At 70.0% G+C, this 21,820-nt stretch carries 20 protein-coding genes; 13 read left to right on the top strand and 7 right to left on the bottom strand.

All coding sequences use genetic code 11. The annotated features are described in order from the left end of the window. Window positions 1-24: 24 nt before the first annotated feature. The gene (locus JHAT_RS05660) at window positions 25-738 is read right to left on the bottom strand and encodes a hemolysin III family protein (protein WP_077796917.1); all 714 of its coding nucleotides are present in this window, start codon (window positions 736-738) and stop codon (window positions 25-27) included. Between the two features lie 386 nt (window positions 739-1,124). Between JHAT_RS05660 and JHAT_RS05655 the strand changes: the two genes are divergently transcribed. Further along, window positions 1,125-2,957: a phosphoenolpyruvate carboxykinase (GTP) gene (locus tag JHAT_RS05655; RefSeq protein ID WP_077796916.1), complete on the top strand. Its 1,833-nt coding sequence runs from the start codon at window positions 1,125-1,127 to the stop codon at window positions 2,955-2,957. A 360-nt stretch (window positions 2,958-3,317) separates the two neighbouring features. On the opposite strand, the gene JHAT_RS05650 is transcribed toward JHAT_RS05655, so the two are convergent. Continuing rightward, window positions 3,318-3,740, bottom strand: coding sequence for a hypothetical protein (locus tag JHAT_RS05650; RefSeq protein WP_077796915.1), 423 nt, complete (start codon window positions 3,738-3,740; stop codon window positions 3,318-3,320). A 78-nt stretch (window positions 3,741-3,818) separates the two neighbouring features. Next, complete coding sequence (locus JHAT_RS05645; RefSeq protein ID WP_077796914.1) at window positions 3,819-5,030, bottom strand: pyridoxal phosphate-dependent aminotransferase; 1,212 nt, start codon at window positions 5,028-5,030, stop codon at window positions 3,819-3,821. 234 nt (window positions 5,031-5,264) lie between these two features. Between JHAT_RS05645 and JHAT_RS05640 the strand changes: the two genes are divergently transcribed. Continuing rightward, on the top strand, window positions 5,265-6,146 hold the full coding sequence (locus JHAT_RS05640; protein WP_077796913.1) for a serine protease: 882 nt from the start codon (window positions 5,265-5,267) through the stop codon (window positions 6,144-6,146). 24 nt (window positions 6,147-6,170) lie between these two features. Here JHAT_RS05640 and JHAT_RS05635 read toward each other — a convergent pair whose 3' ends face one another. Then, on the bottom strand, window positions 6,171-7,781 hold the full coding sequence (locus tag JHAT_RS05635) for an amidohydrolase family protein (RefSeq protein WP_077796912.1): 1,611 nt from the start codon (window positions 7,779-7,781) through the stop codon (window positions 6,171-6,173). Window positions 7,782-7,792: 11 nt separating this feature from the next. Continuing rightward, window positions 7,793-9,082, bottom strand: a complete 1,290-nt coding sequence (locus JHAT_RS05630) for an amino acid deaminase (protein ID WP_077796911.1) — start codon at window positions 9,080-9,082, stop codon at window positions 7,793-7,795. 133 nt (window positions 9,083-9,215) lie between these two features. On the opposite strand from JHAT_RS05630, the gene JHAT_RS05625 reads away from it, so the two are divergent. From JHAT_RS05625 to JHAT_RS05590, 8 genes are all read left to right on the top strand, one after another. Further along, window positions 9,216-10,253: a sugar kinase gene (locus tag JHAT_RS05625; RefSeq protein ID WP_077796910.1), complete on the top strand. Its 1,038-nt coding sequence runs from the start codon at window positions 9,216-9,218 to the stop codon at window positions 10,251-10,253. After that, window positions 10,250-11,035 (top strand): IclR family transcriptional regulator, encoded by a 786-nt coding sequence (locus JHAT_RS05620; RefSeq protein ID WP_077796909.1) that lies wholly within the window; start codon window positions 10,250-10,252, stop codon window positions 11,033-11,035. Before JHAT_RS05625 ends, JHAT_RS05620 begins: the two co-directional genes overlap by 4 nt. After that, a complete protein-coding gene (locus JHAT_RS05615; protein ID WP_077796908.1) occupies window positions 11,032-11,442 on the top strand; it encodes a RidA family protein in 411 nt (136 codons plus the stop codon). The genes JHAT_RS05620 and JHAT_RS05615 overlap by 4 nt, the downstream gene beginning before the upstream one ends. Before the next feature lie 120 nt (window positions 11,443-11,562). Beyond that, window positions 11,563-13,044: a GntP family permease gene (locus tag JHAT_RS05610; RefSeq protein ID WP_077796907.1), complete on the top strand. Its 1,482-nt coding sequence runs from the start codon at window positions 11,563-11,565 to the stop codon at window positions 13,042-13,044. A 102-nt stretch (window positions 13,045-13,146) separates the two neighbouring features. Continuing rightward, a complete protein-coding gene (locus JHAT_RS05605) occupies window positions 13,147-13,845 on the top strand; it encodes a hypothetical protein (RefSeq protein WP_077796906.1) in 699 nt (232 codons plus the stop codon). Between the two features lie 67 nt (window positions 13,846-13,912). Beyond that, a complete protein-coding gene (locus JHAT_RS05600) occupies window positions 13,913-15,244 on the top strand; it encodes an Nramp family divalent metal transporter (RefSeq protein WP_077796905.1) in 1,332 nt (443 codons plus the stop codon). A gap of 151 nt (window positions 15,245-15,395) precedes the next feature. Beyond that, window positions 15,396-15,800 (top strand): peptidase inhibitor family I36 protein, encoded by a 405-nt coding sequence (locus tag JHAT_RS05595; RefSeq protein WP_077796904.1) that lies wholly within the window; start codon window positions 15,396-15,398, stop codon window positions 15,798-15,800. Between the two features lie 85 nt (window positions 15,801-15,885). Next, on the top strand, window positions 15,886-16,806 hold the full coding sequence (locus JHAT_RS05590; protein WP_077796903.1) for a hypothetical protein: 921 nt from the start codon (window positions 15,886-15,888) through the stop codon (window positions 16,804-16,806). 138 nt (window positions 16,807-16,944) lie between these two features. On the opposite strand, the gene JHAT_RS05585 is transcribed toward JHAT_RS05590, so the two are convergent. Next, a complete protein-coding gene (locus JHAT_RS05585; RefSeq protein ID WP_171990758.1) occupies window positions 16,945-18,627 on the bottom strand; it encodes a chitinase in 1,683 nt (560 codons plus the stop codon). A gap of 404 nt (window positions 18,628-19,031) precedes the next feature. Between JHAT_RS05585 and JHAT_RS34295 the strand changes: the two genes are divergently transcribed. Then, on the top strand, window positions 19,032-19,439 hold the full coding sequence (locus tag JHAT_RS34295) for a hypothetical protein (protein ID WP_143660363.1): 408 nt from the start codon (window positions 19,032-19,034) through the stop codon (window positions 19,437-19,439). Window positions 19,440-19,519: 80 nt separating this feature from the next. Continuing rightward, the gene (locus JHAT_RS34290; protein ID WP_143660361.1) at window positions 19,520-19,966 is read left to right on the top strand and encodes a contact-dependent growth inhibition system immunity protein; all 447 of its coding nucleotides are present in this window, start codon (window positions 19,520-19,522) and stop codon (window positions 19,964-19,966) included. A 466-nt stretch (window positions 19,967-20,432) separates the two neighbouring features. Here JHAT_RS34290 and JHAT_RS05580 read toward each other — a convergent pair whose 3' ends face one another. Continuing rightward, entirely contained in the window at window positions 20,433-20,765 is a 333-nt protein-coding gene (locus tag JHAT_RS05580; protein WP_253195403.1) for a MerR family transcriptional regulator, read from the bottom strand. Window positions 20,766-20,822: 57 nt separating this feature from the next. Here JHAT_RS05580 and JHAT_RS05575 point away from each other — a divergent pair, with 57 nt between their 5' ends. Further along, window positions 20,823-21,773 carry a hypothetical protein gene (locus JHAT_RS05575; protein ID WP_077796900.1) on the top strand — a complete coding sequence of 317 codons (951 nt, stop codon included), beginning with the start codon at window positions 20,823-20,825 and terminating at the stop codon, window positions 21,771-21,773. Window positions 21,774-21,820: the final 47 nt, after the last annotated feature.

The following is a 21,820-nucleotide window of genomic DNA, read 5'->3' as shown; positions in this document are numbered from 1 at the left end:
GTCGGACACCGCGGCCGTGAGGCCCTAGGCCTGCTGGTACGCCGCCAGCGAGATCCCCACGTAGTGCGCGATGAAGGCCGCCAGGGTGAAGGCGTGGAAGACCTCGTGGAAGCCGAACCAGCGCGGTGAGGGGTTCGGTCGCTTGAGGCCGTAGATCACGCCGCCCACGCTGTAGAGGATCCCGCCGACGATCACCAGGACGAGGACGGCGACGCCGCCCGCCCGCATGAAGTCGGGGAGGTAGAAGACGGCCGCCCAGCCCATGGCGAGGTAGCAGGGGGTGTAGAGCCAGCGCGGTGCGCCCACCCAGAAGACCCGGAAGACTATGCCCGCCGCCGCGGCGGCCCAGATGCCCCAGAGCAGCCACTGCCCCTGGGCGTCCGGCAGGAGGAGCATCGTGAGCGGGGTGTAGGTGCCCGCGATGATCAGGAAGATGTTGGCGTGGTCGAGCCGCCGCAGGATGCCGTCCATGCGCGGGCTCCAGTTGCCCCGGTGGTACAGCGCGCTGACGCCGAACAGCAGGCAGGCCGTGACGGCGTAGATCCCGCAGGCGATGCGCCCCTCGGACGTGTCGGCGAGGACGGTGAGCACCAGGCCCGCGACGAGGACGGCCGGGAACATTCCGAGGTGCAGCCAGCCGCGCAGCTTGGGCTTGACGGGATGCGGCAGGGAGAGCGCCACGGGACCGCGGCCGACGGCCGGCGTGTCCCTGGGCGTGTCGGAAGCGGACGCAGTCATGGTCGCATCGTACCTACGGGACCGTAAGTTACGCATCAGTACAGACGTCGGACGAACGGTGCGCGGTCATCGTCTCACGGGAGTACCCGCCCCGGCGTCCCGTACGCGTGCCGTCCGCGCCTCCGCCCGGGCGTCGCCGGCCGCCGAAGTAAAAGAAGTTCCAGGCGAACTTCAGGCGCACGCAAAAAAACACGGGGGCGACCACTGGTACGTGGCGATCCTCACCCCGCTCAGGTGTGAGGCCCTCTGGACATATGGGCACTCTCATCGGATGATCAAATGAGTGCGGTCGGCACCGGATGAGCAGCGTGAGCTCCTCGCGTGACGCATCCGGGTCGCAGCCCCCACGGGGCCTCCAACCAAAAATCCCTCATTTAGGAGCAATCGTGGCGCGCGACATCGTGGCTCCCCCCGTCGTCCCCACCCAGCACCAGGAGCTGATCTCGTGGGTGAACGAGATCGCCGAACTGACGCAGCCGGACAACGTGGTCTGGTGCGACGGATCCGAGGCCGAGTACGAGCGCCTGTGCGAGGAGCTCGTGGCGAAGGGCACCTTCAGGAAGCTCGACCCGATCAAGCGCCCCAACTCCTACTACGCGGCCTCCGACCCGTCCGACGTCGCCCGCGTCGAGGACCGCACCTTCATCTGCTCCGCCGAGGAGGAGGACGCCGGCCCGACCAACCACTGGAAGGACCCCGCCGAGATGCGGGAGATCTTCCGGGGCACGGGCGGCGAGGGCGGCCTGTTCCGCGGCTCCATGCGCGGCCGGACCATGTACGTCGTGCCCTTCTGCATGGGCCCCCTCGGTTCGCCGCTGTCCGCGCTCGGCGTGGAGATCACCGACTCCGCGTACGTCGCCGTCTCCATGCGCACCATGACCCGCATGGGACAGCCGGTCCTGGACGAGCTCGGTGACGACGGCTTCTTCGTCAAGGCCGTGCACTCCGTCGGCGCCCCGCTGGCCGAGGGCCAGGAGGACGTCCCCTGGCCGTGCAACTCCACCAAGTACATCTCGCACTTCCCCGAGGACCGCGAGATCTGGTCCTACGGCTCCGGCTACGGCGGCAACGCCCTGCTCGGCAAGAAGTGCTACGCCCTGCGCATCGCCTCCGTCATGGCCCGCGACGAGGGCTGGCTCGCCGAGCACATGCTGGTGCTGAAGCTGACCCCGCCCACCGGGGAGCCCAGGTACGTCGCCGCCGCCTTCCCGTCGGCCTGCGGCAAGACCAACCTCGCCATGCTGGAGCCCACGATCCCCGGCTGGACCGTGGAGACCATCGGCGACGACATCGCCTGGATGCGCTTCGGCGAGGACGGCCGCCTGTACGCCATCAACCCCGAGGCCGGCTTCTTCGGCGTCGCGCCCGGCACCGGTGAGCACACCAACGCCAACGCGATGAAGACCCTGTGGGGCAACTCCGTCTTCACCAACGTCGCGCTCACCGACGACGGCGACGTGTGGTGGGAGGGCATGACCGAGGAGACCCCGGCCCACCTGACGGACTGGAAGGGCAACGACTGGACGCCCGAGTCCGGTACGCCCGCCGCGCACCCCAACGCCCGCTTCACCACGCCCGCCGCGCAGTGCCCGATCATCGCGCCGGAGTGGGAGGACCCCAAGGGCGTGCCGATCTCGGCGATCCTCTTCGGCGGGCGCCGCGCCACGGCCGTACCGCTGGTCACCGAGTCCTTCGACTGGAACCACGGCGTCTTCCTCGGCGCCAACGTGGCCTCCGAGAAGACCGCCGCCGCCGAGGGTAAGGTCGGCGAGCTGCGCCGCGACCCGTTCGCCATGCTGCCGTTCTGCGGCTACAACATGGGCGACTACATGGGCCACTGGATCGACGTCGCCAAGGGCAAGGACCAGTCCAAGCTGCCCAAGATCTACTACGTCAACTGGTTCCGCAAGGACGACCAGGGCAGGTTCGTCTGGCCCGGCTTCGGTGAGAACAGCCGCGTCCTGAAGTGGATCGTGGAGCGCCTGGAGGGCAAGGCGGACGGCGTCGAGACCCCGATCGGCGTCCTGCCGACCAAGGAGTCCCTCGACACCGACGGCCTGGACCTGCCCGAGTCCGACCTGGACTTCCTGCTCGGTGTCGACAAGGAGGTGTGGCGCGAGGAGGCGGCGCTCGTCCCCGAGCACCTCAACACCTTCGGTGACCACACGCCCGCCGAGCTGTGGGACCAGTACCACGCGCTGGTGAAGCGCCTGGGCTGATCCCCCCTGGTTCCGCGGCCGGTCCGACTAGCCCTGACCTGCGAAGTCGTCACGAAGGCCGGCCGCGAGGGACCTCCTTCGCTCCAGTAGCTCGATGTCCCGGAGCACGAGGAGGCCCCGCTCGGGCCGGGTCCCCGCACAACGGCGTGCGACGGACCCGGCCCTTCGACGTTCGAGCGCCACGAAGGGGCGCGGGGAACTGCGCGAGCAACCACGGACGACGGAAAGCCGCCGGACGACAAGACACACAACGGCGCCGAAGCGAGCCCCCCGCTCAAGCCACGCGGTGCATGGCACCCGGCCCGCGCGTCGCTGCGGGTGCGCGCGGGCCGGGGCCGTCGAGGAGAGCCCGGTGAGGGCTCAGTGGGACGCCAGCTCGCGCGGCTCCAGGGCGGCGGCGTGGGCGTCCATGCGCTCGGCGGTCAGGATCGCGACCGCCGTGTCGGCGCGGGAGGCGGCCACCACCAGGGTGCGGCTCGCCAGGGTGTGCGCCCGGCGGTGCAGTGCCGCCGGGTGCGGAGCGGACGGCGCGGCGGTCAGCGGCGCACGGGCCGGTGCGCGGCCTCCCCGCAGCCGGGCGACCTGCTCCGCGAGCCGGTCGGCGGCCGTGTCCAGGTCCTCGGAGGGGGCCAGGGCGCGGAGCTCGTCCGTGGCGGCGAGCAGGGCCGCGAGATGACCCGCGAGCTGGATGTCCAGCTCCTCCTCGCGGGACCGGTGGGGGAAGTCCGGGGTGCTGCCGGCCGTCGTGCTGTGGACCGACTTGCTGCGGATCGGTTCGTACATGGGACGGCCTCCTGAACGATTTCAGGAAACCATCCTACATTGGATTCAATCTAAAGTTGAGGGGTGTCGGGGTGCGGCTCAAGGCTGGCCGTAACCGTCCAGGAAGCTGCCGATCCGGCCCACCGCCTCCCGCAGGTCCGTGGCCGTCGGCAGGGTCACCACGCGGAAGTGGTCGGGCTCGGGCCAGTTGAAGCCGGTGCCCTGGACGACCATGATCTTCTCCTGGCGCAGCAGGTCCAGGACCATCTGCCGGTCGTCCTTGATCTTGAAGACCTTGGGGTCGAGGCGCGGGAAGAGGTACAGCGCCCCCTTCGGCTTCACGCAGGTCACGCCCGGGATGCTGGTCAGCGCCTCGTGCGCCGCGTCCCGCTGCTCGCGCAGCCGCCCGCCCGGCAGCACCAGGTCCTTGATGGTCTGCCGCCCGCTGAGCGCCGCGACCACGCCGTGCTGGCCCGGCATGTTGGCGCACAGCCGCATGTTCGCCAGGATCGTCAGGCCCTCGATGTACGACTCGGCGTGCGCGCGCGGCCCCGAGACGGACATCCAGCCGACCCGGTAGCCGGCCACCCGGTACGCCTTCGACATGCCGTTGAAGGTGAGCGTGAGCAGATCCGGGGCGATCGCGGCCGTCGGGATGTGCACCGCGTCGTCGTAGAGGATCTTGTCGTAGATCTCGTCCGAGCAGACCAGCAGGTTGTGCCGGCGCGCGATGTCGGTGAGCCCGCGCAGCACCTCCTCGTCGTACACCGCGCCCGTCGGGTTGTTCGGGTTGATGATGACGATCGCCTTGGTGCGGTCGGTGACCTTGCGCTCCACGTCCGCGAGGTCCGGCATCCAGTCGGACTGCTCGTCGCAGCGGTAGTGCACCGCCGTGCCGCCGGACAGGGAGACGGCGGCCGTCCACAGGGGGTAGTCCGGCGCCGGGACGAGGACCTCGTCGCCGTCGTCCAGCAGGCCCTGCATCGCCATCACGATCAGCTCGGAGACGCCGTTGCCGATGAAGACGTGCTCGACGTCCGTCTCGATGCCGAGGGTCTGGTTGTGCATGACGACCGCCCGGCGCGCGGCCAGCAGGCCCTTGGCGTCGCCGTAGCCGTGCGCCGTCGAGACGTTGCGGAGGATGTCCTCGAGGATCTCGGGCGGGCACTCGAAGCCGAAGGCCGCCGGGTTGCCCGTGTTCAGCTTCAGGATGCGGTGACCGGCCGCCTCCAGCCGCATCGCCTCCTCGAGCACCGGGCCCCGGATCTCGTAACAGACGTTGGCGAGCTTGGTCGACTGGATCACCTGCATGTCCGCGAGCTTACGGCCCGGTCACGGGCCCCGGGTCGTGTTTTCCACCACGTGAGATGCGCGCGTTCGGGTGGTCGCGGCCGCCTCCGCCCGGGCCCGGCGGGCCGGATCGCGCCAACTGGCGTCCGAATAGGGCTCCTTGTCCACGCCCCTCCCCGTCATGACAATGCTCATGACAATCAGGGCGTCGTCCGGAAGACCTCCGGCCGGTGCCCTCCATAGAGGGGACCCCACATGAACAAGCCTCTCCTTGCCGCGCTCGCCACCCTGGCCGTCACCGGGATCGGCGTGGCACCGGCGGTCGCGTCACCCGCGGCTCCCGCCTCACCCACGACACGCACGGCTCCCGCGTCACCCGCGTCACCCGCGGCTCCCGCCGTCCGCGCCGTGACCTTCGCCGGCACCGTCTCGCTCAGCAACTGCTCCGGCTCCGTCGTCCGCCTGCCCGCCTCCGAGGACGACGACCCGGCGCTGGTCATGTCCAACGGCCACTGCCTGGAGACCGGCTTCCCGGCGGCCGGCGAGGTCGTCGTGAACCAGCCCTCCAGCCGGTCCTTCGGGCTGCTCAACTCCTCCGGCACCCGCGTCGGCACCCTGCGCGCCAGCAGGATCGCCTACGCGACGATGACCGACACGGACGTCTCGCTCTACCAGCTCACCCGCACGTACGCCCAGATCCGCAGCTCCTACGGGATCAGCCCGCTCACGCTCGACGACACCCACCCCACGGCCGGCACCGCGATCACCGTCGTCTCCGGCTACTGGAAGCGGACCTACGCCTGCGCCGTCGACGGGTTCGCCTACCGCCTGAAGGAGGGGGAGTGGACCTGGAAGGACTCGGTCCGCTACACCCCGGCCTGCCAAACCATCGGCGGCACCTCCGGCTCGCCCGTCGTCGACAACGCCACCGGCAAGGTCGTCGCCGTCAACAACACGGGCAACGAGGACGGCGGACGCTGCACCGAGAACAACCCCTGCGAGGTCGCCGAGGACGGCACGGTGACGGTCCGCGAGGGCATCAACTACGCCCAGCAGACCTACCGGATCCCCGCCTGCTTCGGCCCCGACAACAAGCTCGACCTCGCGCGCAGCGGCTGCGTCCTGCCCAAGCCGTAGTCCCGGCCGCGGCCCGGCCGCGGCTCAGCGCGGAACGCGGCGCACCGACCGTCCGGCCAGCACGTCGGTGCGCCGCCCGTCCTCCATCACGAACCGCCCGTCGACCAGCACGTACGGGATGCCCGTCGGAAGCCGGCGCGGATCCTCGTACGTGCTGCTGGCCGCGACCGTCGCCGGGTCGAAGAGGACCAGGTCGGCCCGGTACCCCTCGCGGATCCTGCCCCGGTCCGGCAGCCGCAGCCGGGCCGCCGGGCGCCCGGTGAGGTGCGCCACGCACTCCTCCAGCGACAGCACGCCCAGCTCGCGGACGTAGTGGCCGAGGTAGTGGGGGAAGGTGCCGTAGGCGCGCGGGTGCGGCTTGCTGCCCTGGAGGATGCCGTCCGAGCCGCCGGTGTGGACGCGGTGGCGCATGATCGCGCGGACGTTCTCCTCGTGGCCGACGTGCTGGAGGATCGTCGGGGCCAGCCGGTCCGTCAGCAGCAGGCGCCGGGCGACCGTCCACGGGGTCTCGCCGCGGGCCCGCGCCGACTCCAGGACCGTACGGCCCACGTACTCCGCCAGCGCCGGGTCGGCCACGCCGGAGATCTCGACGGTCTCCCACTCCACGGGCACGCCGTGGCAGCCGTCGGAGCCGGTCACCTCCAGGTGGTGGCGGATCCGCTCGGCGGTGTCGTCGTCCGCCAGCCGCTTCAGGATCCGCTCCGGGCCGCCCTCGCCGGCCCAGCTCGGCAGCAGCGCCACGAGGGTCGTGCAGCCGGGGGTGTACGGGTAGGTGTCGAGCGTGATGTCGGCGCCGGCGGCCAGCGCGTCGTCCAGCAGCGTCAGCAGCTCGGGCGCCCTGCCCCTGTTGACGCCGAAGTTCATGGTGGCGTGGGCGAGGTGGAGGGGGCAGCCGGCCTCGCGGGTCAGCTCCACCATCTCCTCGTACGCCTCCAGCGCCCCCGCCCCGTACGAGCGGTGGTGCGGGCAGTAGTAGCCGCCGTACGACGCCACCACCCGGCACAGCTCCGTCAGCTCGGCGTCCTTCGCGTACATGCCCGGCGTGTAGGTCAGCCCGGAGGACATGCCGACCGCGCCCTGCTCCATGCCCTCGGCGACCAGCCGGCGCATCCGCTCCAGCTCGGCCGGTGTCGCCTCGCGGTCCTCCCAGCCGACCGCGAGGGCGCGGACCGTGCCCTGCGGGATCAGGTAGGCGGCGTTGACGGCGACGCCCCGGTCGAGCCGGTCCAGGTACTCGCCGACCGACCGCCAGTCGAAGTCGACGTCGTCGCCGGGGCCGTTCCACCCGGCGATCGCGCGGCGCACCTCGCCGAGGGTGCGGTCGTCGACCGGCGCGTAGGACAGCCCGTCCTGCCCGAGGACCTCCAGGGTGACGCCCTGGGCCGCCTTGGCGCTGTGGTCGGGGTCGCGCAGCAGCGCCAGGTCGCTGTGGGCGTGCATGTCGATGAAGCCGGGGGCCAGGGCGAGGCCCTCGGCGTCCAGCTCGCGGCGGGCCCGGGGACGCTGGCAGCCGGCGGCCGCCGCCTCCTTGACGACCGACACGATGCGCCCGCCGTCGACGACCACGTCGGCGCGGTACGAGGGCTCACCGGTGCCGTCGACGACCTCGGCGTCCCGGATGACCAGCTCTTCCACCAGGGCCTCCTCTAGAAGAACGTGCGGACGTAGTCGACGACCGTCCCGTCCGCCTGCGCGACCGGGATCAGCTGCCACTTGTCGAAGGACGTGCACGGGTGGGACAGGCCCATGCCGACCCAGTCGCCGACCTCCAGCTCCGCCTCGGGGGCCGTGGCCAGCCAGGCGTGCTGGTCGGACAGGCCCGTCACCGTGACGCCGTCCGCCGGACGCTCGGGGCCGCCGGACGCGGGACGGACCACCTGGGCGAAGGGCAGGTGGAGGTCGTACGCGGCGTCCCGCTTGCCCGCGTTGGTGAAGGCCTGCCCGGGGGCGGGGCGCGAGACGACCTGGGACCACAGCCGGAAGGCGGGTTCCAGGGCGCCCTCGGCGGGGACGCGGTTGAAGGGGGTCAGCTCGCGGTAGTGCCCGTCGTCGTGCGAGACGTAGGCGCCCGAGCGCAGCAGCCTCAGCACCGGCAGGGAGAGGTCCGGGACCTCGGCGAACACGTCGGCCACCGCGTCGAACCAGGCGCTGCCGCCCGCGCTGAGCACGATCTCCTCCAGCCCCGTGAACCGCCCGGCCTTGTCGAGGTCCACGGCCAGGGCGACCAGCCGCCGCAGCCAGGCGCGCACCCTCTCGGGGTCGGCGTCCGGCACCTCGCCCTCGTACCCGGCGACACCGGCCAGCCGCAGCGTCGGTGCGGCGGCCACCGCGTCGGCGACCGCCGCGCACTCCGCCTCCGTGCGCACCCCGGTCCGGGCGCCCTCGCCGGCGGCCAGTTCGACCACGACGTCCACCGGGCGGGAGGCCCCCGCGCCGGTCAGCGCCGCGTCCATCAGCTCCACGCCGCGCACGGAGTCGACGTAGCAGACGAAGCGGAAGTCCGGGTCGGCGTCCAGCTCGGCGGCGATCCGGCGCAGGGCGGCGGCGTCGACCAGCTCGTTGGCCAGGAAGATCCGCCCGATGCCGAAGGCGCGGGCCACCCACACCTGGTGCGGCACCGCCAGCGTGATGCCCCAGGCGCCGTGCTCGATCTGCCGGTGGAAGAGCTGGGGGGCCATCGAGGTCTTGCCGTGCGGGGCGAACGCGAGGCCGTGCCGGGCGGCGTACGCCTCCATGAGCTCCAGGTTGTGCTCCAGGCGCTCGGCGGACAGGGCCAGCACGGGGGTGGTGAAGCCGCCGGTGAAGAGATTGCGGCGCTGGGCGGCCAGCTCGGCGACGGTCAGGCCCGCGGCGTCCGGCGGGAGGCCCTTGAAGCGGTGGTCGACGTGCTCCTCGGCCAGACGGGCGAGGGCTTCGGTACCGGTGTCGAGGGCCATGGAGCCTCCCTGAGGTGGGGTGTTGCATCATGTGCAACACCCGTTGCGTGTATCGCTCACTGCTGTCTAACATCTCGGCCAACGCGGGGTCAACGGAGCCTCCGCCCGCGACAGGACAAGGAGCCCCACCATCGTGACCGCCGACGGCCCCACCAGCACCGCCCCCGACGTCGTGGACGTCGTCGCGCTCGGCGAGTCCATGGTCACCTTCCTGCCCTCCCGCCCCGGACGCCTCGCCGACGTGCCCTCCTTCGACCGCGCCATCGGCGGCGCCGAGTCCAACGTCGCCTGCGTGCTGGCCGCCGCCGGACACACCACCCGCTGGATCAGCGCGGTCGGCGCCGACGGTTTCGGCGACCACCTCGTCGAGGCGATCGGCTCCTACGGCGTCGACGTCTCCGCCGTCCGCCGCGACCCCGCCCGGCCGACCGGCGTCTACTTCCGCACCGCCGTGGACCGCGCCGCCGACGCCCACGAAGTCGCCTACTACCGCGCCGGCTCCGCGGCCTCCGCGATGTCGGCCGCCACCGAGGACCTCGACGCGATCCGCTCCGGACGCGTCCTCCACCTGTCCGGCATCACCGCCGCGCTCTCCGCCGACTGCCTGCACCTGATGCGCGAACTGACCGCCCGCCGTCCCGGCCGCCCCCTGGTCTCCTTCGACGTCAACCACCGCCCCGGACTGTGGCGCGACGACGACGGCCCGGCGGTGCTGCTGGAACTGGCGCGCGGCGCCGACCTCGTCTTCGTCGGCGAGGACGAGGCCTGGGGACTCGGCGGCCCCGAGGCCGTGCGCGCCGCGCTGCCCGAACCGGACCTGCTCGTCGTCAAGCAGGGCGCGAGCGGCGCCACCGCCTTCCACGGGGAGCACGTCACCTTCGTCCCCGCGCTGCACGTCGACGTCGTCGCCGCCGTCGGCGCGGGCGACGCCTTCGCCGCCGGGTTCCTCTCCGCCACCCTGCGCGGACTGCCCGTGCGCGACCGCCTGCGCCACGGCCACCTGATGGCCGCCGCCGCCCTCACCGTCCCCGGCGACCTCGCCACGCCACCGGCACGCGCCCACGCCGACCGTCTGGCCGCACTCGACGACGAGGCGTGGGGGAGACTGCGACTCGGCCCCGGCTGGACACAGGCCGACGAAGGGGCCGACGAGGAGGTACGCACACCATGAGCCAGACCGTCGACCGCGCGCTCAGCATCCTGCCGCTGCTCGCCGAGGGCCCCGCCGACCTGGGCCGGGTCGCCGAACGGCTCGGCGTCCACAAGTCCACGGCCCTGCGCCTGCTGCGCACCCTGCACGAGCACGGCTTCGTCTACCGCCAGTCCGACCAGCGCTACCGCCTCGGCGCCCGGCTCATCTCCCTCGCCCAGGAGGCGATGGAGAACCTGGACGTCCGCGAGATCGCCCACCCCCACCTCGTACGCCTCAACGAACAGGTCGGACACACCGTCCACCTCGCCGTCCACGAGGACGACGAGGTCCTGTACATCGACAAGGTCGAGAGCCGCTACCCGGTCCGCATGTACTCCCGGATCGGCAAGCCCGTCGCCATCACCGTCGCGGCGGTGGCGAAGCTGCTGCTGGCCGACCTCCCCGAGCACGAGCGCCGCGCCGTCGCGGAGAAGCTCGACTACCCCCTCTACACGGCCCGTTCGACACCGAACGCCGACGCCTTCCTCGAGGAACTGGCCACGGTGCGCGAACAGGGCTGGGCCACCGACCTCGGCGGCCACGAGGAGTCCATCAACTGCGTCGCCGCGCCCGTCCGGGGCGCCGACGGCCGGGTGGTCGCCGCGATGTCGGTCTCCGCGCCGAACGTCGTCGTCACCGCCGACGAACTCCTCACCCTGCTCCCGCTGGTGCGCCGCACGGCCGACGCCATCAGCGGCGAGTACTCCGGCAGGACCCCCGTGCACACCCCCCAGCACCACCCCGAGAAGGACACGGCATGAGCGACAAGACCGCCCTCACCCCCTCCACCCACACCGTCCCGCCGGCGAAGTTCTCGCACGGCGTCAAGAAGGGCAACATCCTCCAGGTCGCCGGCCAGGTCGGCTTCCTGCCCCACGAGGAGGGCAAGGCCCCCACCCCGGCCGGCCCGACCCTGCGCGAGCAGACCCTCCAGACCCTCGCCAACGTCAAGGCGATCCTGGAGGAGGGCGGCGCGAGCTGGGACGACGTGATGATGATCCGCGTCTACCTCACGGACGTCGACCACTTCGCCGAGATGAACGAGATCTACAACGCCTACTTCGAGGAGCAGGGCCTCACCCAGCCGCCCGCCGCGCGCACGACCGTCTACGTCGGTCTGCCCGCCGGACTCCTCATCGAGATCGACGCACTGGCCGTCCTGGGCTGACCGTCCCTCACCCCGCCTGCCCGACCGTCTGTGAACGGCACGGCGTCACCCGTCCCGGGGGCGCCGTGCCGTGCTCCACCCTGCCCGAAAGCTCCATGTACTTACCCAGAGGACCCCCGCATGTCCCCTTTGTCCGTCCCCCTCGCCGCCGCCTCCGAAACCCCACCCCACACCGGTGGTCTGCTCACCCTGATCGACGGCACCGCCGGCCTGCTGACCGTCGCCGCCATCGGCATCGCGCTCCTGCTCTTCCTCATCATCAAGGTGCGGCTGCAGCCCTTCGTCGCGCTGCTCGCCGTCTCCATAACCGTCGGCCTGCTCGCCGGCCTGTCGGTCACCGAACTCTTCGGCACCGTCCAGAAGTCCGACGCCGTCTCGACCATCGAGTCCGGCATGGGCGGCATCCTCGGCCACGTCGCCATCATCATCGGCCTGGGCACCATGCTCGGCGCGATCCTCGAGGTCAGCGGCGGCGCCCAGGTGCTGGCCTCACGGCTCCTCGGCCTCTTCGGGGAGAAGCGCGCCCCGCTCGCCATGGGCCTCACCGGCCTGATCTTCGGCATCCCGGTCTTCTTCGACGTGGGCATCTTCGTCCTCGCGCCCATCGTCTACGCCGCCGCCAAACGCTCCGGCAAGTCGATCCTGCTCTACTGCCTGCCGCTGCTGGCCGGCCTGTCCATGACCCACGCCTTCCTGCCGCCGCACCCCGGCCCGGTGGCCGCCGCCGGCCTGCTGGACGTCAAGCTCGGCTGGATCATCCTCATGGGCATCGTCTGCGGCATCCCCGCCGTCCTCGCCGCCTGGGCGTACTCCGCCTGGATCGGCCGCCGCATCTTCGTGCCGGTGCCGCAGGACATGGTCGAGGCCGCCGAGGAGGCCAGGCAGGCCGTCGTCGAGGAGCAGCGCAAGGCCGGCGTCGCGCCGACCGAGGCCCCGGTCCCGCTCGGCACGGTCCTCGGCATCATCGGCACCCCCCTGGTCCTGATCCTCGCCGCGACCTTCTCCTCCATCGCCCTGGACCCCTCCACCCTCCGCTCGGTGGTCGAGTTCTTCGGCAACCCGTTCGTCGCCCTGACCCTCGCCCTCTTCCTCGCCTACTACCTGCTCGGTATCCGGCGCGGCTGGTCCCGCAAGTCCCTGGAGACCGTCTCGACGGCCTCGCTGAAGCCGGTCGGCAACATCCTGCTGGTGGTCGGCGCGGGCGGGATCTTCGGTGCCGTCCTCAAGGCCAGCGGCGTCGCCCAGGCCCTCTCCGACACCTTCAACGACGTCGGCCTGCCGGTGATCGTCCTCGCCTACCTGATCTCCGTGGTGCTGCGGGTCGCCCAGGGCTCGGCGACGGTGGCCATCGTGACGACGGCGGGCATCGTGGCGCCGCTGCTCGCCGAGGGCGACCACTCGCAGGCGTTCGTCGCCCTGGTCATCATGGCCATCTCGGCCGGCTCCATCTTCGCCTCGCACGTCAACGACGGCGGCTTCTGGATGGTCGCCAAGTACTTCGGCATCAGCGAACGGGACACGCTCAGGACCTGGACCGTCCTGGAGAGCGTGCTGTCGGTCGCCGGGTTCGTGGTGGCCGCGGTGGTCAGCCTGTTCGTCTAGAACGGGCCCGGGGCGCGTCGGCACGGGGTGTGTTGTTCGCGTCCGATAACGATGACGGGGCTGGCTGTGCCCGGCACAGGATCGTCGACCATACTGCCCGCTGTGGAGCAGCGCATAGAGTCGAGCAGCCAGCCCCTGAAAGGCGCCGGGTTCGACCCGGCCTTCATCCCCGGGCTCACCGCGCCCGCGCCGTCCGGCGAACCGGAGGAGACGCGGCCGGAGCGGACGGGGGTGACGGGGGAGACCGCCGCGGAGGGTGCCGCCCCCGAGGAGCCCGGGAAGGAGGACGCCCCCGCGGCCTCCGGCCCCGAGGAGACGGCGGAGCCGGACGAGGAGGCGGCGGAGCCGGACGAGGAGGCGGTGGACGGGCCGGTCTTCGAGGCCGCCGACCGCCGCGCCCGCATCGTCGCCGACCACAAGGGCGTACGGCTCGCCCTCGACGACCAGGCGTGCGAGTTCCGCTGGGACGAGATCGGCGCCGTCGAGACCGAGACGGCCCGCTTCGGCAAGCGGTACACCGTCACCGTCCACACCCCCGACCGCCGTTGGTACCCGATCGAGATCGAAGCGCCGTCCCGGAGCCGCTTCAAGGAGTGGGACGCGGCCCTGGACGAGGTCCTGGACGCGTACTTCGACGACGGCGAGACGGACGACGAGCTGAAGCCGGGCGGCGAGCCGGAGCCGACGGCCGAGTCGAAGCCGGCGGCCGAGTCGGACGCGAAGCCGGAGTCCGGCGCGGAGGACGGCGCGGACGACGACGCGGACGGCGCGGAGCGCAGGGCCGCGGCCGCCACGGAGTAAGCACATGGCGTGAAGATCCCCGCACGCCCTCTTGCCCGACCGGCGGCTTTCCGCTTTCTTGATCCGCATGGCGGACACCACGGGCAACACCAGGGACACCGGCGCACCCCACGGGGCCGGGGCCGACCCGGCCCCCCGTAAGGCCAGTTGGCGCCACATCGGCCCCGGCATCGTCGTCGCCGCGACCGGTGTCGGCGCCGGCGACCTCGTGGCCACCCTCATCGCGGGCAGCAACTTCGGCTACACGCTCCTGTGGGCCGCGATCATCGGCTGCCTGGTGAAGATCTCCCTCGCCGAGGCGTGCGGCCGGTGGCACCTGGCCACCGGCCGCACGCTGTTCGACGGCTGGGCGAGCATCGGCCGCTGGCCGGCGTGGTTCTTCGCGGTCTACGCCGTGATCTGGGGCTTCGTCTACGGCGCGGCGGCGATGTCGTCCAGCGCCCTGCCCCTGCAGGCCCTGTTCCCGGACGTGATGGACCTCGAGTGGTGGGGCGTGGCCTGCGGTCTGGTCGGCCTGGTCTTCGTCTGGTTCAACAAGTACGCCGTCTTCGAGAAGGTCATGACGGTCCTGGTGGGCGTCATGTTCGTGGTGACGGTCTACCTGGCGGTCCGGGTCACGCCCCACCTGGGCGACGCCTTCGCCGGCCTCCTGCCGGTCCTGCCCGACGAGAAGGACTCCGTCCTCAACACCCTCGGCCTGATCGGCGGCGTCGGCGGCACGATCACGCTGGCCGCGTACGGCTACTGGGTCAACGCCAAGGGCTGGACGAACACCGGCTGGATGAAGGTCATGCGCCTCGACAACCGGGTCGCCTACGCCACCACCGGCATCTTCGTCATCGCGATGCTCTTCGTCGGCGCCGAGCTGCTGCACTCGGCGAACATCGCGATCGCGAGCGGCGACAAGGGCCTGATCCAGCTCGGTGACGTCCTGGAGGAGGAGTACGGCACGGCCACCGGCAAGCTCTTCCTGGTCGGCTTCTTCGCCACCTCCTTCACCTCCCTGATCGGCGTCTGGCACGGAGTCAGCCTGATGTTCGCCGACTTCCTGGCCCGGCAGCGCGGCGAGCGGGAGGCACGCGGCGACGAACTGGCCTCGGGCCGCCGGGAACGCTCCTGGGCCTTCCGCGCCTACCTGCTCTGGCTGACCTTCCCGCCCATCGTCCTGCTCTTCCAGGGCCAGCCGTTCCGCCTGATCATCATCTACGGCGTCCTGGGCGCCGCCTTCATGCCCTTCCTCGCCCTCACCCTGATCTGGCTCCTCAACTCCGCCCGCACCCCCCGCGAGTGGCGCAACGGCGCCCTGAGCAACGGCATGCTCGCCGTCGCCGGCCTGCTGTTCCTGGTGCTGTGCGTGAAGCAGATCTGGGACCAGCCGTGGTCGGAGTTCTTTCGGTAGGAAATCGCACCCTTGTGGTGATCCATCCAGAGGAGGGGTTTATTTCCCCGCGCGATTTCGCCATAACTCGATATTCCCTTGCGGTGAAGGATCTTGCGGGGCACCCTTTTGGATGTAGATCATGCATCCATAAGGGAAAGAGGGGGAAATCATGGGTTTGAGGAAGAGGATTGCAGCCGCATCCGCCGTCCTGGTGACCGCCGGTGCGACTGTCGGTCTTGTCGCTCCTTCGGCGCAGGCGGAGACCCACTGCAGTTCGCTCTATCTCTGCCTGTACTACAACTCGAACCAGCAGGGCTCCTTCCGGGTGTTCGTCACGAACACCCCGGACTTCGCCGGATACACCTTCACGGGTGACGGAGCGGGGCGCGGGCAGTCCGTGAAGAACAACGCCGCCTCCGCGTCCAACGGATTCCCGACGAGCAGCGGCAGGAGCGCGCGTATCTTCTACAACTCGAATTACAGTGGCGCCTACGACAACGTCGGCCCGTCCAGCGCCAGGAACCTGAGCAACACGTACAACGAGAACGCGTCGTTCCTCTGGAAGACTTCTTGATCCAGTGTGTCGGTGAAAATGTCGCCGACCCTGCTCCCGCGAGGGAGCCGGGTCGGTGTCACCTAGGGAATTCGGGTCGGGGGAAATGAGTTTCGGTCTGCTGAGTGACAAGCTTCTGCGCTGTCGGCCGCTGGGAGTCGGAGCGGTACTTCTCGCTGCCGTCGGTTGTTCCTCGCAGCACTCGGAGCCGGCCGGCGGGCGGACCGCCGCACCGCGGGCCTCGGCCCTGCTGGCTTCGGCCGATCTCCGGCTGCCCATCGAGGAGTACCTCTTCTCCGACGCCGAGACGGGCAGGGTCCGGCAGGCCCAGCAGACGTTGATCGAGCGCTGCGCACGCCGTTTCGGTCTCACCTACGAGCCCGTCTCCGCGGACCCGCCCGTCGGCCCCCGCAGCGTGATGGACCGACGTTACGGGCTCACCGACGCGAAGCTGGCGCGCGCGGACGGTTACCACCTGGGTGACCGTGACCCCCGGATCCAGAAGACGGAGGAGTTCGAGGCCCCCACGGGGAAGATGCTGACCGTGCTGACCGGGAAACCCGGCGATTCCGGTGGCGACAGGGTCAACGGGGCCGAGGTGCCGGCCGGGGGATGTGCCGGTGAGGCCGGACGGAAACTGTCCGAGGACGGAATCCTCGGATCGAGCGATGCGGCGCAGGACCTCAACGGGAAGAGCTTCTCCGCCACCAAGGAGGACCCGCGCGTGCTCGCGGTGTTCAGGTCCTGGTCGCGGTGCATGAAGGACAAGGGGTTCTCCTACCCGGACCCGCTGACGGTGATGAACGACAGCCGCTTCCAGGGACAGAGGTCCAATCCGCTCGAGATCAGGACGGCCGTCGCCGACGTGGCCTGCAAGGGGCGCGTCAATCTGGTCGGCATCTGGTTCGCCGTCGAAGTCGGATACCAGAAGTCACTGATCGCGGAGAACCGGAAGGACCTGGCTCCGGTGCTTCAGGGCAAGCGGCATCAGCTCGAGGCGGCGGACGCCGTCAATTCCTCCGGCTGACGGCCGGACGCCCTCGGCACCGGCCGGGGCGATGCGGGCGTCGCCGCCGGGCCGGGTACCCGCGCCGAACGGTACGAACGGACTCGCCGCCGCGCCGCCCTGCCGAGGGCGAGCGCGGCGGCGTCCCGGACGAGCCGGCTACGGCATCGCGTCCACGTGCGGACCCACCACGTTCGACCAGGCGTTGCCCGACGTCGCGTCCCAGTTCGTGGACCAGGTCATCGCGCCCCGCAGGCCGGGGTACGTCTTCGACGGCTTGAAGGAACCGCAGTTCGTGCCCTTGGTGAGGCAGTCCAGGGCTGCGTTGACCACCGACGGGGCCACGTAGCCGCCGCCCGCCGCGCGGGTGGAGGCCGGCACGCCGAGGCCCACCTGGGACGGGTCGAGGCCGCCCTCCAGCTGGATGCAGGCCAGGGCGGTGAGGAAGTCGACGGTGCCCTGGGAGTACACCTTGCCGTCACAGCCCAGCATGGAACCGCTGTTGTAGTACTGCATGTTCACGACGGTGAGGATGTCCTTCACGTTCAGCGCCGTCCTGAAGTACCCGCCGGACGTCGACTGCATGTCGATGGTCTGCGGCGCCATGGTGAGGACCATGTCCGGGCCGGCCTTCGCCGACAGGGCACGCAGGGCCTGCGTCATGTACGTCGGGTTGAGCCCGTTCTCCAGGTCGATGTCGACGCCGTCGAAGCCGTACGTCTGCATCAGGGAGTACACGGAGTTGGCGAAGTTGGTCGCGGAGGCGGAGTCGTTCACCGAGACGGTGCCCTTCTCGCCGCCGATGGAGATGATGACCTTCTTGCCGGCCGCCTGCTTGGCGCGGATGTCGGCCTTGAACTGGTCGACGGTGTAGCCGTTCAGCCCGGCGGTGTCGAGGTTGAAGGTGACGGCGCCCGGCGTCGACGTGGCGTCCGCGAAGGACACGGCGATGATGTCGTACTGCGGGGAGACGTCCGAGATCTTCTGGACGGTGGCGCCGTTGTTGAAGTTCTGCCAGTACCCGGTGACGGCGTGCTTCGGCACGTCACCGCCGCCACCACCGTCACCGGACTCCGTCGTACGGGCGGTCACGGCCGCGGACCTGGCGGACTCACCGGCCGCGTTGGTCGCCGTGACCTGGAAGGAGTACGACGTCGAGGCCGCGAGGCCGGTCACGGTCGCCGAGGTGCCGGTCACGGCCGTCACCTTCGTACCGTCGCGGTAGATGCTGTAGCCGGTGGCGCCGGAGACGGCGTTCCAGGCCAGGGAGGCGGAGGAGGAGGTCGTCCCGGTGACGCTCAGCCCGGCCGGGGTCGCCGGAACGGTCGGCTCGGGCTCCTGGCCGCCGCCGCCCCCGTCGGGGCCGTACACGGACAGGTCGTCGACGTAGTACGCGGACTGCCCGTACCAGCCGTGCGTGTACACGGAGACGGAGGTCGTCGAGGCGCCGGTGCGGAAGCTCGTCGACAGCTGCTTCCAGGAGGCCGCGTCCGGGGTCCAGGTCGACACGTCCGTCGTCCCGGTGCCCGTAACGCCCAGGTAGGAGTAGCCGCCCTGGACCCACGCGCTCAGCGTGTACGTGGAGTTGGGCTGCACCTTGACCGTCTGCGCGCACCGGGCGTTGTCCTGCCCGCCGGGCGTCGCCTTGAGCGCGGCGCTGCCGGAGTGCGCGGGGGAGGCGACGGTCGTACCGCTGTTCGCGGAGCAGGTCCAGTTGCTCAGGCCGGCCTCGAAACCGGCGTTCTTCGCGTTGTTGACGTCCGCGGCGGACGCCTGGCCGACGGCACTGACGGTGAGCGCCAGAGCGGCGGCCACGGCACCGGCCGCGGACCCGACCCGCATCCGTCGTTGTCCGCGCCGTCTGTGTACGGGCTCCACTGGGGCCTCCGGTGGGGAATGGGGAGTGGGGAGGAAGGGGGAGGAACTCACGAACGAACTGACTACGGTGGCCACCGCGTTGACGTACAAGGTGGTCCAGACCAATTGAGGGTGTCAAGAGGTAGGTACGGACCAAGTGGAGCCCTGCGGACGGACGATGGTCGAAGACCACTCCTCCTGGCCGCGTCGCGACGAGTCCGCGTTGCGGTCGGCGAAGTGGCAAGGTGATGATCTCGGGCATGCCTGATCACGGGGAGCCGAAAGGCGGTTACGGCGGTGGATGACGGGGCGGGCTGACCCTTCGAACGTCGACCTTGCATACGTCCCTGACGTGCCTCTGCGGAAGTGGGAGAACCGGGGGTGAAGAGATGACGCACTACCCCGACCTGAGTCCTTATACCTATGGTTCGACATCGCGGACTCGGCTGAATGTGGGCTGGCTTGACCGGGAGCATCCGTTCGCTGTCGGCCTTGCGCCTGCCGGCCTGATCTCGGCACTTGTGCGGCACGCCAGGGAGCCGATCAATGTGCAGCGTGGGATGCACTTCTGTAACTTGTGCCCTAGCTTTCATGTGGCAAGAAAAAATACCACCAGAGAGGATCTCTTTATCGGTAGTGGAGAGATCCTTGTGGCGGGTTGTGAGGGCAAGATGTATGTTTCACCGCTCATGATAATTCATTATGTGGAGGCGCATGGGTACCTGCCGCCGGAAGAATTCTGTATCGCGGTATGCGATGGCCGATCGGGACTTGTACGTGATGCTGGCAAAGCGTAAGGCCGTGACGGGTGGGCTGGATTGCTTGAACAGTTCCCTGTGCGCGATCAGGTATTAGCGATGGCTGTACTGGAGGTGCCATGCTCTCGGAGTTCGTCGACAATGAGAAGTCGATTGAGGACCTGGAAGGTGATCGGTGGTCAGATCCGCCGGGTGAGAGTACGTCATTGGTTCGAGGAGTTCACCAGCTGAGAAAGCGTCCGATCAAAGAGCTTTCTGTGGAAGGTCTAAGCCGTCTGGTCGGCCAGGGGGTGGGGCTGCGCTGGCTTTTGCCCGTGGCGTTGGATCACTTGCGGGACACAGTACCGAAGCAGGCTGAGACCGGCTGGTACGACGATGACCTGCTTACGGCTGTTCTGCTGCAGAAACCGTCCGTGTGGCGGGATCACCCTGAACTCGCGCGTCATCTCAATGAGACATTGAGCATGCTCGCGGACCTGTCGCCGTATGTGCAACGCGACGTGGTGGCATTTCGTGATGCACTGAGCCCTTTCCAGCCTGGTTCTGGAGTACGGAAGTTGGGCTGACAGCGGGCGAAGCCCCTGGTGGACGGGTTTCGATCAAGAGAACCGTCTTCACCGGAGGCTTCACGTGCTTGTCTACCCGCCGGGCGCCGACGTGTCCAGCTCTGCCCTCCGCTTCCTCGCGTGGTGGAATGGGATATCCTCAAGCTTGCACCGGAACAAATAAGGCTATTCGCAACGGAGGCCTATGAGCATGGCTGGCGGTGCTGTCGGGAAACTGCAAGTTTATCTTGTCGGAGATGTGCAAGCCCCAGCAGAGACCTGTATTGTTCGCTGCGTTGGCGGAGTGGTTCGTATTGGGCAAAGACTGACGCTCGAAGGAGCGCAAGGTGCAGTCGGTGGCATCTCCTGTGCAACTCTTGAGTGGATCGACCGCTACGGACGGGGAATGGATTTCATCGATCCGCCTCATAATGCCCGGGTTGGACTGTTCGGTGAGGCTGTTGCGGGCTTGCGGCGCGGGGCCGTCCTAAGTGGCGTGGCGTAGGTGACCTCCCGTATTCGGTATAAAATTCTCCACCTCGCGCAGGAACTCCGCGCACACCGCACCCGCGTCGGCGTCCGGCGCGGCGCTCAGGTGGGGCAGGACGCCCCGGATCAGACGCACCGGCAGCTCGGACCTCAGCAGGGAGCGGATGACGCGGCCCCGGTCGACGGTGGACCGGCGGTAGTCCAGGTACCCGTTGCCGGACCGATCGGGGACGATCAAGCCCTCGAATGCCCAACCTGTCCTATTTTGACGCCTCTTGCGCCCCGTAAAGTTCCTCTTGAGGTACAGAAACGCTGTTCTCCGGTCACACACGCGTGGATACAGTGCTCACGTAGTCACGCAGTGAAGTCGTCCGGGTGGGTCGGAGCGATGCCGGCCGGTCCAGGGGCATGGGGAGACGGGGAGCCGCGCGTGCCAACTGCGATTGCCGTGACCGGTGTCGGCATGGCGCTGCCGCCACAGGACGAACGGACCATGCCCGCGGTCGTGCTCCAGGACGTCGACCAACGTCCCCTGGAGCAGGTGGTGGGCGAGATGCAGGCGCTGGTCGAGCAGCACGGGCACGTGATCGTCGTGTGCTCGCGGGGCGTCTCCCCCGGGGTGGAGCGACGGCTGCACACCGTACGGTCCCTGCTGGAGACCGACCGGATCGCCCTGTTCCGACCCGACCTGCCGCCCCTCGGACTCGCCGTCCTCGCCCGCCAGTTACGCCAGCTCGCCTCCTGCGACCTCGGCCCCGGCGTCCTCGCCTCCGCCGGACGGCTGCTCACGCACTACATCCACGCCGGCGCGCTGCTCGGTTCTGTCGCCCGGCTCGACCGCGTCCCCGTGAGCCTGAAGTCGCACGCCAAGTCATGGGTGCCCGGCAGCCAGTTCGGCGTCGTCGCCCACCCCGCACCGCAGTTGGTGCGGATCGGCCCGGATGCGGCCCTCTCCGGACCCGAGTTCGGGACCTGGATGCTGCACGCCAAGGGGCAGCTCGCCTCCGACTGGGTCACCGGCACCCTGGCCCCCTCCTGGAAGATCCAGGGGCTGCACGAGGCCCCGCTCCCGGCGGAGTCCCCCGCATGGTGGGGGACCGGCAAGCTCACCGAGTTCTGCGCGTACCTGCCCGACCTGTCGGTCCTCTACCAGCTCGTCACCTCCGTGCGGCGGAGCACCTGCCACTGGTGCGGCATCGACGTCATCGGTGACCGGTGCGTCTTCTGCGACGCCACACCACCTGTCGACGACGCACACTTCACAACCGCCCCCAGCACCGGCACCGGCCCCGGACACCGCCGCGAGCTGCAAAGGCACAGACGCGCGCTCACCGGGTAGGCCCGCCCCGCACGCGCCGCCCTCCCGCCCCCTCCGATCCGGCTCGA

The sequence above is a fragment of the Streptomyces sp. JHA26 genome (genome assembly GCF_002005565.1).
Taxonomy (GTDB): Bacteria; Actinomycetota; Actinomycetes; order Streptomycetales; family Streptomycetaceae; genus Streptomyces.
This window is presented reverse-complemented; position numbering and strand designations above follow the sequence as displayed.